Raw genomic sequence first — 13,461 nt, 5'->3', positions numbered from 1 at the left:
ACCTCGCGCCGGGCGTGTGCTCGGCGACGAAGCCCGGCGGCTACTGCGACCCCAACGGCGACGGGGCGTACTTCGATGGCGACTTCACGAAGGGCAACATGGAGCACTCCGCGAAGTGCGGATAAGCCCGGCGGCCCGCCCGTGACAGGCGGGCCGCGCAGCTCACTCGGCCAGATCGGCGAGGGCAGCCTGGACCGCGCGCGCCCGGGCGTGGCCCTTCTCCGTGCAGGTCCACAGCGCGTCGCTCTCGTCGGGCAGGACGTCCCGCTCGACATCGTCGATCTCGGCGAGGCCGAGCAGCTTCGCCCGGAGCTTGCCGGGGTGGTCCACATCCACACCGCGCCCGCGCAGCGCCTCGGCGAGCGTGTCGACGGTGGCCGGCTCGATGGCCGCGAGCACCACAATGGCGATGTCGCACGTCAGCTGCAGCACCGGCTCACGCGCGGGCGTCGGCAGGGCTGCCAGCGGGCAGGCGGTCACGTGGGCGTCGATGTCGTCCACGAGGTCGTGCGCGAGCTCGGCGATCTCCTCGCCGAGCTCACTCTCCAACTGCCAGCTGGCGACCGGGCGGGCGAACACGTGCGCGATCACGTCCGGCGGGACCTCGCGGAAGTCGACGGTGGCGCCGGCCTCGGCGAGCGCCTCCTCCGGGCTGTTGCTCTCGCTGTCGTTGGCGGCCTGGATCGCCGCGCGGTCGAAGATCAACCGGAACACGCGGCCGCCGGGGTGGCGGTAGTAGTGGCCGTCCGTGACGGCGTAAAACGAGATGGGATCGGCGAGGCTCGCCAGGGAAAGGGCGGCGCCGAGGCCAGTGGAACGGGACATTTTCACCTCCGCCCGAAATGGGCTGCTGGTAGAGACGGCCCCGCAGCGGCCGTATTCTGGCGCGTAGACGCCCGCCCGGGCTCTGGTAGGGTGCGGACATGTTCGGCCGCCGATTCCGCTTCCTGTTCGCTCCCATCCCCGACACCGAAGGCGCAGGCGCGCCCGCTGGTGGTGGTGCTCCCCCGCCCGTGGTCCCCGCTCCGCCAGCTGGCGACGCCAAGCCGCCCGCCCCCCCAGCCGCCCCGGTCCCGCCCGTGGTCCCGCCAACCGTCGACCTTGAGAGCCCGGCGATCAAGCAGCTGATCGCGGCGGCGCAGGCGAAGGCCGCGTCCGAGGCGAGGCTCCAGGCGCTGACCGAGGCGAAGCTGGCCGCCGAGGAAGCGAAGCGCGTCGCGGCGATGGATGCCGAGACCCGGGCGAGGCATGAGCAGGAGATCCTCAAGCAGGAGGCCGCGACGGCGAAGGGCGCCGCGACGAAGGCCGAGAACGCCGTCGCCGCAGCCGCCCGCGAGGCCGCCATCTTCCGGCAGCTCGCGCTCACCGGCCTCGTCCCGCACGACGAGGAGGTCGCCGCGATGGTCGCCGCTGCTGCGCCGGCCACCCTCGTCCCCGGCGACACCGCCTGGATCACCAAGCTCGCGGCGGCTCGCCCGTACCTGTTCAAAGCCGCCGAGCAGAAGCCCGGCACCGCCTCGCCCGCGGAGATCGTCGCCGCCGGCCGCACCACCGTGCCCGCGGCTCCGGCTGCGCCCGCGGCTCCCGGCGCCCCGCGTCCGAACGCCCACGAGCTCTCGGACGACGCGTGGGCGAAGCGAAAGGCCGAGCTCGGCATCCGGTAGCTACGTGCGAAGCGCGGGGTTTGTTGACCCCCTCCGGACCCTGCCATTTACTGCCTGCAGGGCGGCTCCGTTGGCCGCTGAACCGCCGACACCACACGGAGCCAGATGAGCTACTTCGAGACACACATCATCCCCCTGGCGCAGGAGAACTTCCTTCAGCGCGTCTTCTTCGAGGCGCTGGTCCCGGAGCTCAAGTACCTGGCGGCCTGCCCCTATGAGGAGATGCAGACCGGCAACGGCGACACCATCATCCGGACCGTGCCGGGGCTCATGAACTCCAACCCGACCATCCTGGCGCCGGGGAAGGACCTGCAGCCGGAGTCGACGCAGTACGAGCACTTCGTCACCACCATCAACCAGTATGGTGGCTCGCTCGACATCCCGACCAACCAGACCGCGCTCACCCTCGGCGGGCCGCAGGTCTACATGGCCCAGAAGATGAAGGAGCTCGCCACCCAGGCGGGCATGATGACCAACCGCATGGCGCGCGACGCCATCATCAAGGCGTACCTCGGCGGCAACGCGGTCGTGGTCGCGGCCAACGGCAACACGACCTCGCTCCACATCAACAGCCTCAACGGCTTCTGGGAGGTCGTCAAGAACGGCAAGCCGACGACGATCTCCACCACCAACCCGCGGGTGATCACCGTCGCCGGCGTGGCCCGCAACGCCATCGGGTACACCCCCGACTTCGACGACTACCCGGACGGCCCGGGCGTGCTCACCCTGAGCGCCGCCATCAACGCCGCCGCCGGTGATGTCGTCCTCGCCGCCGACCGCAGCCGCATCCTCCGCCCCAAGAACGCGACCTTCGACAAACTGGCCGCCAACGACGGCGCGACGATCGCCCTGTTCCGCCGCGCCGCCGCCGAGCTCCACAACGACTCGGTCGCCCCGAACGCGGACGGCTTCTACCACGTGCACTGCGCCCCCTACGTGATCTCGGAGCTCCAGAGCGACAACGAGTTCCAGCGCATGGTCCAGGGCATGGGCACCGCGGCCTACCCCAAGGACGGCTCGATCGGCACGATCGGCAACCTCCGCTTCTTCGCCAACAACCAGGCCCCGCAGCCCGGCGTCAACAACAGCGGCACCCCGATCACCGTCCCGACCCGCGGCACCCAGCTGGCTACCGGCTACTGGGGCGAGCTCTACAACGCCAACGGCGTGCAGGTGCAGCGCTCGGTCGTCATCGGCGCCAAGGCCGTCACCACGCTCTACAGCGACGAGTCCAAGGCGATGCTCGCCGAGGCCGGTCAGCCCGTGGGTGGCCGCCCGACCTTCACCATGGTCGGCAACCAGATCCAGATGATGGCGAGCGTCGCCGACCTCGGGAACATCCGCATCACCATCCGCCCGCCCATCGACCGCGCCGGCCAGCAGGTCGCGGCGAGCTGGACCACCACCCGCGGCTTCCCCGTCTACTGCAACCTGCTCTCGGGGCAGTCGGCCGGCCGCTTCAAGCGCGCCATGGTCGTGGAGACGGGCTTCGAGGCCCTGTAGCCCCTGACCGAGCCCGCCGTCCTCGCCGGCGGCGGGCTGCTCGTCACCCTGCTCCCTCTGTTCACCAGCGAAAGCCGCCGCCATGCCCACCGCCGAAGACCACATCCGCAAGAGCAACATCCACTCCCTCGCCAACGGCCTGGACGCCATCGACTTCGTCTCCATCGTCAAGGGCCTCGTCCCCCGCACGATCGTCACGACCGGCCTCACGTCGCTCGCGGCGCAGCCTCTCGTCGACAGCGACGGCGTGACGCCGGTCTACGGCGCGGTCGGGACGGTCACGGACTCGTCCGACACCGGCCTGACGAAGATCCTCGCGGGGGCCGTGGGCGCCGGCGAGGTGCTCGTCACCTACGACGCGGACGGCCGCCCGACCCTCACCTTCAACGCCGCCGTCACCGGCTACAAGGTCGAGATGCACCACACCCTGCCGGCGACGCTGGTCTCGGTCCTGCTCGCCAAGAGCATGTGATCCTGCCCGCAACGACCTGACCGAAAGGACAGCCGACCATGCTCACGCCCCAGCGACCCTCCCTCCACCAGACCGTCCAGCAGCACGCCGCGACGGCTCTGGCCCTCATCGTCGGGGCCCAGTTCGCGCCCCTGGCGACCGCCAGCTTCACCCCGGACCCGGAGCTCGACGAGTTCCCGGCCGACACCACCAGCGGCTCGATCACCGCGACGATGAAGCCCGGCGTGGCGTGCATCGCCGGCAAGCCCTACGTCTTCCGGAAGAAGGCCGCCGCCAACAGCTACACGATCGCCTTCTCCGGCAGCGAGACCTACGAGGGTGCCTCCACCATCGTCCTGTCCGACGACGACGCGGTCGCGGCCATCATGTGGGACCCGGTCTCGGCGGAGTGGGTCCGGGCGTCGGCGGCGGGCGTCGGCGGTGATGTGCCGGCCGGGGTCGCGGCCATCGACGGCAGCAACATCTCTGGCGCCGACCTGACTGCCTTCAAGGCCAAGATCGCCGCGGTCGCCAAGGCCGACACCCAGAGCTTCGGGCCCTTCGACCTCTCCCTGATCGGCGCTACCGCCGACAAGATGCGGTTTTACCCGGGCTTCGCGTGCACCGTCACCGGCGTCGTCTCGGCCCAGCTGAAGGGCACCGTCGCCACCGGGGCGGCGACCACCACCCTGACGACCACCGCGGGCTCGCCCACGGGCAACTCCATCACCCACGCCATCGGCGAGACGGTGAACCAGAAGAAGACCATGGCGCCCTCGGGGGCCAACTGCGTGGTCGGTGCGACCGACTTCATCGAGCTCGCCATCACCGGCACGAACGACGGCGCGAACTCCAAGGCCGGCTACACGATCCAGTACACGCGGACCTGAGCCGCGCCTCGCCGGGCCCCTGCCGGCGCTGTATGGTCGAGACATGAGCACCAGCGACCAGACCAAGCCCGAGCCCCGCGACGACGCCTCGCGGGGCTCGACGCGTAAGCGCGACGATATCGCCGACCTCCTCGCCGACTTCCGGAGCGAGGTCCGCCGCGAGCTCGGCGAACTGCGCGGGCAGATCTCCGACCTCCTCTCCATCGTCCAGGCCGCGCTGCCGGCCTCGATGACGCAGCTCTCCGCGAGCTCCATCGCCCTGCTCACCGCCGAGGCGCCGCAGACCAAGCTCCGCCTCCTCGCGCCCTTCACCTCCGCCCTCGGGACCTTCCCGGTCGGCGAGGAGTTCGACGCCGGCGATCACCGCATCCGCACCCACGGCTCGCGCATGGTCCTCGGGCTCGCGCCGGTCCTGACCGACGCCCCCGCCAAGGCCGTCGCCGACCTCATCCACAAGCAGACCCTGCACCTCGCCGCCGAGGCCCGCGAGCAGGACCGTAAGCGGCTCGCCGCCGAGGCAGCGGCCACCCGCGCCCGCGCCGATGAGCTCGACGCGGCCGCCAAGGCGAGCTGACCATGCCCCTCACCGACACCGAAAAGCACTCCATCGAGTACCACCTCGGCTTCGTCCAGGATCAGCAGGTGCTCGTCATGAGCGGCAACCTGACCTGGCATCAGGTGATCTCGATGCTGCGGGCGAACATCGACCGCACGACCGAGGACAAGGTCTACCGCGTGCGCGAGGCCCTGTGCGAGTGCCAGAAGGTGCAGGACCAGCTGAAGAAGGTCCGCGAGCGCTTCGGGGTGAAGCGCGTCGGCGACACCGAGCTCGACAACCGCGAGGCCATCGAGCTCTTGGAGAACGAGTACACCCGCTGGACCGACAAGCTCGCTGACATGTACGGCGGCTTGAAGAACGCCTACAGCCTGGAGCATCAACGCCTGACCGGCGCCCCTGGCGTCGTGGAGTCCTACTGACATGAGCCACTGGAAAGACATCCGCGGCAAGGTGCTCGTCGCCGACCTCGCTACCACCGACCCCGACGTGGAGGCGACGCAGGCCCCGCACGCGTCCATGGCGTTCGTGGCGCCGAAGCCCAAGGTCGACGACACCTCCGAGAACCTCAACGAGATCCTGATTGTGGTCTACGCCTACAGCGACGCCGGCGGCACGACCAAGGTCAGCGGCACCGTCGACATCCAGGTGCTGGAGCGGGACGACGACCCGGTGCTGGAGAACAAGAACATCTACGTCGGTCGCGACCTCAAGGCGGGCCTCGTCTGCGGCCGGGCCTTCCCGTTCTTCGCGCGGCAGTTCCAGCTGAGCGTCCGGCTCTCCAACCCCGGCGGCAACGCGGCGGCCGCCAACCACCTGCGGGTCTTCTACCGGAGCAACCGGTGAGCTGCGGCTGCGGGTGCGGCGGCGGACACCTGCCGACCTGCGTCCACTACCAAGACCTGATCGGCACGGATGTGTCGGCTCTGTCTGGTGATGCGTGTGGCGCGGGCGCCAGCAACATGCCCGTCGTCGGCATCGGCTGCGCCCCGCTCGTCGGCCTGTTCGGCGTGCAGGACATGGCCCGCCGGCTCAAGGCCAGCCTCGGCGGCACCCCGTACCGCGTCTTCATCGTGTGGGAGCGGCTCGCGGACGGCGGCGAGGAATGGGTCGACGTGCGCCGCGTCGAGCTCATGCCAGTCGAAGTACGCGGCCTCGCCGACGTGATCATTGAGCTCACCCCGAGCGGCTCCAGCTTCGAGGGCGAGGTGGTGCTCATGAACATCTCGCCTCGGCAGGTGACGCAGGACGACCTGCTCGGCCGCATGGAGGGCGCCGCGTGGGATGGCGACGGCTGCCGCTTCTTCTACGAGATCGTCCAGCACCAGATTTGCCAGGGCCGCGCCGAGCCGACGCGTCTGCGCTGCGTCCCCAAGGGCCACCCCGAGCTGCGCACCGCGAGAGCGCCGACCGGATTCATGATCCGCCTCATCGACTCCGGCATCGCGCGCGGGCGCCACGGCGAGGACCGCAGCATCGGCGCCGGCGAGCAGCCCGAGCACAACACCTGGGACCACGTCGGGGGCGGCTGACGTGGGCCTGCGCATCAAGGTCACGGGCCTCGCCGCGCTAGAGCGGGAGCTCGCGTCGCAGGAGCGCAAGGTCCACGCCGACTTGGTCCGCACGTGTCGCCGGGCCGCGGAGTTCTGCCGCGAGCGAGCCCTGCACCACGCCGCGCGGGCGGGCATCAAGCCCCACAAGAACAGCACCGGCAAGGATTACGCATCGAGCTTCAAGATCGAGCCGACCCGCGAGGGAGCGGTGCTCGGGAACACGGCCAAGCACGCGCGCTTCGTGGAGCAGGGGCGTCGAGCCGGCCGCCCACCGCCCGTGCTGGTGATCCTCATGTGGATGTTCGAGCGCGGCATCATCAAGAACATCCCGAGCTTCAAGCAGGCCGTGCACGTCGACAAGGCCATCAAGGGCCGCACGCGTCGCATCATGATCGGCGTGAAGCAGGAAGTGGCGGTGCAGAGGCGGACGACGGCGCGTGAGGCATACGTCGCGCAGGCCCGCTCCAAGGCCTACGCGATCGCCAGGAGCATCGGCCGCAAGGGCATCCGCGGGAAGTTCCCGGTCGGCAAGGCGGTTGGCGACACCAAGCGCTTCATCCGGGCCGAGCTCAACCGCGTGCGCCGCGGCGACCACCGCTGAAATACGAGAGGCCCGCGTTGGCGCTCCTGTAGACGCAGGAGCGGTTTGCCCAACGTGGGCCTCAAGGTGCTGTTCCGGCTTCTGCTTCCGTCCAGCACTCGGGTGATCGGCGCTCAGTACCTCGCGCCGCAGGGCTCCTCCCGCTGACCCATCGCTTTCAAATGCGCATCGGCATCACCACGCCGAGGAAGTCGGGCCCGTCGACCGGGCGCAGTACGCAGGGGTCGAGCTCTCCCTGGAACTCCAGGGCCACCTGCGCCGTCGTCATCGCCGCCAGCACCTCAATCAGGTATCTCGCGTTGAAGCCGGCCGCGAGCGGCTCGCCCTTGAACTCGACGTCGATCTCCTCGCGCGCGATACCGAGGTCGGGGTTGTCGGCCGTCAGCACCAGCGACCCCTTGGCGATCTCCAGCTTCACGGTCGCGGTCTTCTCGGGCGCCATCATCTCGGAGCGCTTGAGGACTGCGATGAGCTCGGTCCGGTCGGCGACGACGCGGCGCTGGTGGTTCTTCGGGATCACCTGCTCGTACGGCGGGAACACGACGTTGTTGAGCTTGATCGACATGTGGGCTTGACCTGACCGCAGGAACAGGTGGCCGCTCGGTCCGCTGGAGGCCATCGCCACCTCGCCGGGCCGCTTGTCGATGAACTTGCGGAGCTCGATGAGGCCCTTGCGCGGGATGATGAGCTTGTCGGTCTTCGGGAAGGGCATCTCGGCGGCGAGCTTCGTGAGGCGGTGGCCGTCCGTGCTGACCGCGGTGAGGCGCTGGCCGGTGCTCTCGACGTAGAGGCCGTTGAGATTGGTTCGCGCCTCGTCGGTTGAGACGCTGAACATGGTCCGATCGATGGCGTCGCGCAGGCCGGCGCACGGGACCACGGTCCACGCGCTCGTCTTCTCGGCCTCGGGGATCTCGGGGAAGTCGCCGGGGCCCTGGCCCATGAGCTTGAACTCGCTCCGCCCGGTCTTGACGCTGATCCAGTGGTTCTCCAGGCCCTTGATGCGCAGGGGCTTGGCGGGGAGCGAGCGGACCACATTCAGGAGGTGGGCGGCCGCGATGCACACGCCTCCGTGCGAGACCGCGGCGGCATCGAGCACCTCACGCACGCTCACCTGCATGTCCGTGGCCGTCATCGAGAGGCCGTGCACGTCGGCGCGCAGGAGGACAGAGGCGAGGATGGGCTGGTTGTTGCTGCGCCGGTCGGCGACGCTGACGGCCGCAGCGAGGGCGGCGGCGAACTTCGGCTGGTCGATCTCGAACTCGATGGTCTTCTGCATGGTGAATCTCGGAGGTCTGCCCGCGTCCACGGGCCATGCGACTACTCGGATGTGGTGGGCGTAAGCGCCGGCTGGGCCCCTTGGACCTGGCCGTGGTGGCCGCTATTCACCGCCCGCAGGCCCACCCGTTCCTCGCGGGCTTGCGGCGGCGCCTCGAAGCGCTGGAGCCCGCGTTCCCGTGGGGCGAGCCGGTGGAGGCGGCCTACCACGGCGGAGCGCCCGGCGTGGACACGGACTTCGGCGCCTTCGCGGCGCAGCTCGGGATTGCCGTCGAGCGCTTCCCGTACCGCGACGACCTCGGCAGGCGCGGCGGGCCGGTGCGCAACGGGGAGATGCTCGTCGGCGTGCGAGGGGCCGAGCGCCTACCGGGCGCGACCGGGGTGCTGTCCTTCCAGGGCGGGGACGGCACCGCCGACATGGTCCGGCAGGCGCGCGGGCGCGGCGTCCCGGTGCTCGACATCGCGACCCACGCGGCTGCGCTGGAGCCGTTCCAGCGGTGGACCAAGGACGACGCGTGGCTGGTACGGAGCGACCGGCGGCGCTGCCTGGAGGTGCAGGCCGGGCGCCCCGGCGTCGGCCCGCCGATCATGAGCGGGCACTGGATGAAGGTCGGCGGCGAGGTGGTGCTGCCGGCGTGGGCGCTCTACGTCGGCCGCGACGCGCATGGGCTGCGCGGGCACCCGCGGCTCCACAACCCCTTCCCGGTGAAGCCCGCCGGCGGCGACACCGGCGAGGTCATCGTCTACGGCCCGCACGGCCCCGAGCGCTGCTCCGCCGACCGGGCGCTCGGCTTCTACCGCCAGCACCTGACCATCCGCTGCCACGATGACCCGCGCCTGCGCGCCGAGCTCGAAGCCATCGCCGCGAATCGGCGCATCCTCGTGTGCTGGTGCGGCTGGCAGAAGCCCTGCCACGCCTGCATCGTCGCTGAGTTCGCGGTCGGCTTCCTCGCCATCACCGCCGTGTCGGCGGCTTGCTCGGCGGGCCGCGCCTGATAGGCTGCCGCACCTTCAGCGGGGACTGCATGGCGCAGGAGGTCGGGGCGCCCGGGATTATCCGGGCGCCCTGTTTTGTGCGAGCGTCGCCGCATGAAGCCAGCCCCACCCAAGACCCGCCGCAGCCGCCTCGGCGACCTCACCTCGCCGAACCGCGACGGCACCACCGGGCTCCCCACCGGCCAGCTGGTCACGCTCGCCTCGGGCACCGACGTCGTGGACGCGCCGACAAGCTTCGGGCCCGAGATGGCCGCCAAGCTCGCGGTCGTCGACCTCCTCCGCAACTTCGCCGCGCACGACGTGCAGTGGAAGCAGGTCGTCACCGGCGCCGCCCAGCCGGCGCAGGTCATCCACCTGCGCAGCGGCGCGGTGATCCTGAACTGGCCGGAGCAGGGGGTCATCGAGGCGCCCCTCAAAATGACCGTGCAGGAGCAGGGCGAGTTCGACTACGACGACCTCGGGCTGTCCGGCCCGAACATGCTGGACGAGACGCTCGACAAATTCGGCGTCGGCACGGTGCTCATGCACGAGGCCGACGTGAGCGGCACCGTGGCGATTGACCTCGTGGTCGCATCGTCCTCCATCCGCGACGCGGTGAGGCTCGCGCTGCGCCGGCTGTTCGCCATGGAGGAGAAGGACACCCGCACCGGGCGCCGCGTGGTCCTCTCCAGCTACTACGACTGTGACGTGCGCGTGAGCCTCGCGCGGCGGCCGTTCCAGACCGACAACACCCCCTCCGAGATCCAGGCGGGGCGGTACGGGCTGACGTGCCTCCTCGACATCGACGTGCCGGCGGTGCGCCTCGTCGCGTCGCCCGGGGTCTTCGAGACGAACCCAGCCCCGGCGATCGAGTAGGTTGGGGGTGGCTGGTGGCGTCCGGTAGGGTCGCGGGCGGAGAAGCACCACGTGGTAGGAATCAGCCGTTACTTCGCCGGAGAGCCCCTGCGGTCTGTCCTCGGTGCCATCGAGGGCGTCAACCTCATCGAGATCTCGCCCCAGAACATCGAGCAGGGCGCCGGCACCGGCGTCGTGTGCGTCGTCGGAGAGTGCGAGGACGGCCCCTACAACACCCCCACCATCATCCGGTCGGGGGCCGACTTCCTCCGGACCTTCGGCGGCTTCGGCTTCAACCACGACGGCCTCTCCAGCCAGAGCCCCGTCGCGCGCCGCTCCGGCGGCTCCGAGCTCTGGAACGGCAACCTCTACCTCGGCCTCTACGGCAACGTCTTCGGCGCCGCGCTGGTCATCGTGCGGGTCAAGACCGCCGCGGGCTTTGTCCGCTTCCGGCGTTTCGCCAGCATGACCGCGACCAAGCGCGGGCCCCACGACTTGGAGCCCGGCGACACCGCGGCCTTCGAGGTCGACGGCGCCGGCGTCACCGCCACCATCAACGCGACCGCGGCCACCATGCTCGGCGTCGGCGGCACCTTCCCGACGCTGTTCACCGGCATCGAGAAGGTCCTCTTCAAGGACGAGTTCGGGAACATCCGCCCGGTCAACTTCGCCGCGACCGACCAGGCCAACACCGACGTCCGCGACGCCATCAACAAGCAGCTCGGCTACGCCGCATGCGCGCTGGACGGCGGCCAGCTAAAGTTCTCGTCGCGCATCCGCGGCGCCAAGGGCTACTTCGAGATCGCCGGCGGCACCCCGGCCGCGATCACGACGCTGGGCTTCACCACGACCAACACCGCCGAGGTGGACAAGGTCACGGTCGTCAACGCCGCAGCCGGCGCCTACACCTTCACGGTCGCGGTGCTCTACAACGGCGTGATCACCACGTACACGGGCACCTTCACCCGCGTGCTGGAGACCGTCGCCCAGATCCGCACCGGGCTGATCGCCAACTTCAACGCGACCAACCCGCTGGCCCCGGTCACGCTCTCCGAGGGCGGCGCGGGCGTCATCAACATCACCAGCAACGTCGCTGGCATCCCGATCACCACGGCCATCACCGCGACGCCGAACGTCGGCGACTTCACCACCGCCAACGTCACCCCCAACAGCGCCAGCTTCGCCAAGGGCACCGGCAACGTCCAGGACGTGGATCGCGTCCTCGACTCCGAGATCGTCACCATCGTCGCGGCGCTCGGCGGCCTCAATGCCCGCATGCTCACGACCGGCTTCGCCCGGATCTGGAACGACACCACCGCCGAGACCGGCACCCTCAAGTTTGTCAGCGGCGCGGTGGGCCTCGCCCTCGGCTTCGTCGCAGGCACGCTCGTAAACGCCGGCGTCGGCGCGGCGCGCAACATCCCGGCCGGCACCCGCGTGCAGGACGATGCTGGCTTCACGTGGGTCACGTGCATCTCCACCCTGACCGACAAGGGCGGCGGCCCGTTCGACCTCGACGTGCGCCCGGCGCTCGACGACGACAGCACCCCGACTGCCGGCATCGGCGACGTGAACACGCTCGTCGACGTGCTGGAGGACGAGTTCGAGGTCAGCAACACCGCCATCCTCCAGCGCATGTCGCCCGCCAACTTCGACACCGCCTACGAGACGGCGCTGAAGAAGACGGTCGACCCCGGCGGACCGGTCGCCCCGCTCATCAACCACATCACCTGCGCCCGCATCAGCGAGAGCATCGACGCCTCGCTGGCCAACAACATCCCCTCCGCCATCAAGGCCGAGCACGCGATGCGCTGCGGCTGGTCGGCGCCTCCGCTCGGCTTCTCGGTCGACGACACCCTCTCCGACACCGCGCAGGGCGTGCCCACCATGGGCAAGTCCCGCAACATGTTCTTCCCCTTCCCGGGCATCCTTGTCAGGGTCCCGGCGATCTCCGACCTCGGGGCCGCGGCCGGCGGCCTCGGCTTCACAGACGACGGCCTGATCAACCGGCGCTCCAACATCATCTGCGCCGCCATCGCCTCGCGCATCGCCCCCGAGGAGTCCATCGCGCAAGACCTAACCAGGACCTTCATCGGCCGTCAGCTCCACGTGGCGGGCCTGGAGGACACCTACAACTCCTCGCGCGGCGGCATCGCCCTGCAGGTGGAGGACTACATCGCGCTCAAGGCCGCGGGCGTCATGACGATCAAGATGGACCCGGACGCGGGCTTCTCGGTCCTCTCCGACGTGACCTGCAAGCCCGAGGCGGACAACGCCGACGAGAGCAACGGCAACCACCGCCGCATGGGGAATTTCCTCGGAGACTCGCTCCGCAAGATCGCCCGACCCTTCATCGGCACCCTGCGCAAGGAGAGCGGCCGGGTCTCGCTGCTGGAGAGCGAGCGCGGCTTCCTGCGCGACCTCAAGGCGGAGAACGACCCCAGCCAGGCCCGCATCTTCGACTTCATCTGCGAGGACACGACCAACGCCACGCTGACGGCGCTCGGCCACGCGGACCTCGACATCAAGGTCCAGATCCTCCCCCACTACAAGCACATCAACCTGCGCACCCTCGTGACCGCCCAGGCCATCATCCCCAACCAGGCCTGACCTGAAAGACAGCAGACATGCCGATCAACAAGCTCAAGGGCCAAGACATCCAGGTCGTCTGCGTCGTCGACGACAAGGCGGAGGACCGCGTCGGGCCGTGGCTCGACATGGACGTCACGCTGCGCAAGGAGGTCCTCGAAGGCGAGTACCTCGGCGAGACCACGACCTACTTCGACAGCGTCTTCCGCGGGTGCCAGATCGCCCTGAAGGGCCACCTGCGCGGCGCGATGTGGCTGAAGATCATCGACCGCGACATCAAGCGGGCCCGGTACCAGACCGGCGGCCTCATCCGCTTTGACATCGTAGCGGTGATGAAATTCCCCGGGCTGGTGCTGCCGTACACCTTCCGGGACGTGACCTTCGCGGACCACAAGATCACCATCGCGGACCGCAAGAGCTTCGTGGAGGCGGCCATCGACGCGATGTGCTCCGAGAACCCCGCGGTCGGCAACATCTGACCGGGCGCCCTCGCAGCCGGGCCCGTGCTCCCTCGGGGCGCGGGCCTTGCTCGTTGTGGGCCGCGCCGGG

Annotated in this window: 15 protein-coding genes; 13 read left to right on the top strand and 2 right to left on the bottom strand. The window is 69.9% G+C overall.

All coding sequences use genetic code 11. The features are described from left to right. Positions 1 to 162: 162 nt before the first annotated feature. A complete protein-coding gene (locus Q0672_RS12350) occupies positions 163 to 825 on the bottom strand; it encodes a hypothetical protein (protein WP_298622565.1) in 663 nt (220 codons plus the stop codon). Positions 826 to 1,079: 254 nt separating this feature from the next. Here Q0672_RS12350 and Q0672_RS12345 point away from each other — a divergent pair, with 254 nt between their 5' ends. From Q0672_RS12345 to Q0672_RS12305, 9 genes are all read left to right on the top strand, one after another. Further along, positions 1,080 to 1,664 carry a hypothetical protein gene (locus tag Q0672_RS12345; RefSeq protein WP_298622563.1) on the top strand — a complete coding sequence of 195 codons (585 nt, stop codon included), beginning with the start codon at positions 1,080 to 1,082 and terminating at the stop codon, positions 1,662 to 1,664. 105 nt (positions 1,665 to 1,769) lie between these two features. Further along, positions 1,770 to 3,167, top strand: coding sequence for a hypothetical protein (locus Q0672_RS12340; protein ID WP_298622560.1), 1,398 nt, complete (start codon positions 1,770 to 1,772; stop codon positions 3,165 to 3,167). A gap of 82 nt (positions 3,168 to 3,249) precedes the next feature. Further along, entirely contained in the window at positions 3,250 to 3,639 is a 390-nt protein-coding gene (locus tag Q0672_RS12335; RefSeq protein WP_298622556.1) for a hypothetical protein, read from the top strand. A gap of 38 nt (positions 3,640 to 3,677) precedes the next feature. After that, positions 3,678 to 4,508, top strand: coding sequence for a hypothetical protein (locus Q0672_RS12330; protein WP_298622553.1), 831 nt, complete (start codon positions 3,678 to 3,680; stop codon positions 4,506 to 4,508). 43 nt (positions 4,509 to 4,551) lie between these two features. Then, on the top strand, positions 4,552 to 5,082 hold the full coding sequence (locus tag Q0672_RS12325) for a hypothetical protein (protein ID WP_298622550.1): 531 nt from the start codon (positions 4,552 to 4,554) through the stop codon (positions 5,080 to 5,082). Positions 5,083 to 5,084: 2 nt separating this feature from the next. Continuing rightward, positions 5,085 to 5,486 carry a hypothetical protein gene (locus Q0672_RS12320; protein WP_298622548.1) on the top strand — a complete coding sequence of 134 codons (402 nt, stop codon included), beginning with the start codon at positions 5,085 to 5,087 and terminating at the stop codon, positions 5,484 to 5,486. A 1-nt stretch (position 5,487) separates the two neighbouring features. After that, positions 5,488 to 5,910, top strand: a complete 423-nt coding sequence (locus Q0672_RS12315) for a hypothetical protein (RefSeq protein ID WP_298622545.1) — start codon at positions 5,488 to 5,490, stop codon at positions 5,908 to 5,910. 71 nt (positions 5,911 to 5,981) lie between these two features. Next, positions 5,982 to 6,596: a hypothetical protein gene (locus Q0672_RS12310; protein WP_298622543.1), complete on the top strand. Its 615-nt coding sequence runs from the start codon at positions 5,982 to 5,984 to the stop codon at positions 6,594 to 6,596. 1 nt (position 6,597) lies between these two features. Beyond that, positions 6,598 to 7,218 carry a hypothetical protein gene (locus tag Q0672_RS12305; RefSeq protein ID WP_298622541.1) on the top strand — a complete coding sequence of 207 codons (621 nt, stop codon included), beginning with the start codon at positions 6,598 to 6,600 and terminating at the stop codon, positions 7,216 to 7,218. Positions 7,219 to 7,375: 157 nt separating this feature from the next. On the opposite strand, the gene dnaN is transcribed toward Q0672_RS12305, so the two are convergent. After that, entirely contained in the window at positions 7,376 to 8,494 is a 1,119-nt protein-coding gene (gene dnaN / locus Q0672_RS12300) for a DNA polymerase III subunit beta (RefSeq protein WP_298622539.1), read from the bottom strand. An 80-nt stretch (positions 8,495 to 8,574) separates the two neighbouring features. Between dnaN and Q0672_RS12295 the strand changes: the two genes are divergently transcribed. The 4 genes from Q0672_RS12295 to Q0672_RS12280 all read left to right on the top strand — a co-directional run bounded on the left by Q0672_RS12295 (position 8,575) and on the right by Q0672_RS12280 (position 13,391). Beyond that, positions 8,575 to 9,489, top strand: a complete 915-nt coding sequence (locus tag Q0672_RS12295) for a DUF4326 domain-containing protein (RefSeq protein WP_298622538.1) — start codon at positions 8,575 to 8,577, stop codon at positions 9,487 to 9,489. Positions 9,490 to 9,582: 93 nt separating this feature from the next. Then, on the top strand, positions 9,583 to 10,344 hold the full coding sequence (locus tag Q0672_RS12290; RefSeq protein ID WP_298622537.1) for a hypothetical protein: 762 nt from the start codon (positions 9,583 to 9,585) through the stop codon (positions 10,342 to 10,344). A 51-nt stretch (positions 10,345 to 10,395) separates the two neighbouring features. Then, positions 10,396 to 12,933, top strand: a complete 2,538-nt coding sequence (locus Q0672_RS12285) for a hypothetical protein (RefSeq protein ID WP_298622536.1) — start codon at positions 10,396 to 10,398, stop codon at positions 12,931 to 12,933. A 17-nt stretch (positions 12,934 to 12,950) separates the two neighbouring features. Further along, positions 12,951 to 13,391 (top strand): hypothetical protein, encoded by a 441-nt coding sequence (locus tag Q0672_RS12280; RefSeq protein WP_298622535.1) that lies wholly within the window; start codon positions 12,951 to 12,953, stop codon positions 13,389 to 13,391. Positions 13,392 to 13,461: the final 70 nt, after the last annotated feature.

Source organism: uncultured Zoogloea sp., assembly GCF_937894855.1.
Taxonomy (GTDB): Bacteria; Pseudomonadota; Gammaproteobacteria; order Burkholderiales; family Rhodocyclaceae; genus Zoogloea; species Zoogloea oryzae.
The sequence above is the reverse complement of the archived record's forward strand: the minus strand, read 5'-3'. Positions and strand labels throughout refer to the sequence as shown.

What these genes read in the sequence shown, in the direction of transcription:
- Q0672_RS12320 (WP_298622548.1), top strand. Translation starts at nt 5,085, where the DNA reads ATGCCCCTCACCGACACCGAAAAGCACTCCATCGAGTACCACCTCGGC.
- Q0672_RS12340 (WP_298622560.1), top strand. Translation starts at nt 1,770, where the DNA reads ATGAGCTACTTCGAGACACACATCATCCCCCTGGCGCAGGAGAACTTC.
- Q0672_RS12315 (WP_298622545.1), top strand. Translation starts at nt 5,488, where the DNA reads ATGAGCCACTGGAAAGACATCCGCGGCAAGGTGCTCGTCGCCGACCTC.
- dnaN (WP_298622539.1), bottom strand. Translation starts at nt 8,494, where the DNA reads ATGCAGAAGACCATCGAGTTCGAGATCGACCAGCCGAAGTTCGCCGCC.
- Q0672_RS12325 (WP_298622550.1), top strand. Translation starts at nt 4,552, where the DNA reads ATGAGCACCAGCGACCAGACCAAGCCCGAGCCCCGCGACGACGCCTCG.
- Q0672_RS12330 (WP_298622553.1), top strand. Translation starts at nt 3,678, where the DNA reads ATGCTCACGCCCCAGCGACCCTCCCTCCACCAGACCGTCCAGCAGCAC.
- Q0672_RS12350 (WP_298622565.1), bottom strand. Translation starts at nt 825, where the DNA reads ATGTCCCGTTCCACTGGCCTCGGCGCCGCCCTTTCCCTGGCGAGCCTC.
- Q0672_RS12280 (WP_298622535.1), top strand. Translation starts at nt 12,951, where the DNA reads ATGCCGATCAACAAGCTCAAGGGCCAAGACATCCAGGTCGTCTGCGTC.
- Q0672_RS12290 (WP_298622537.1), top strand. Translation starts at nt 9,583, where the DNA reads ATGAAGCCAGCCCCACCCAAGACCCGCCGCAGCCGCCTCGGCGACCTC.
- Q0672_RS12335 (WP_298622556.1), top strand. Translation starts at nt 3,250, where the DNA reads ATGCCCACCGCCGAAGACCACATCCGCAAGAGCAACATCCACTCCCTC.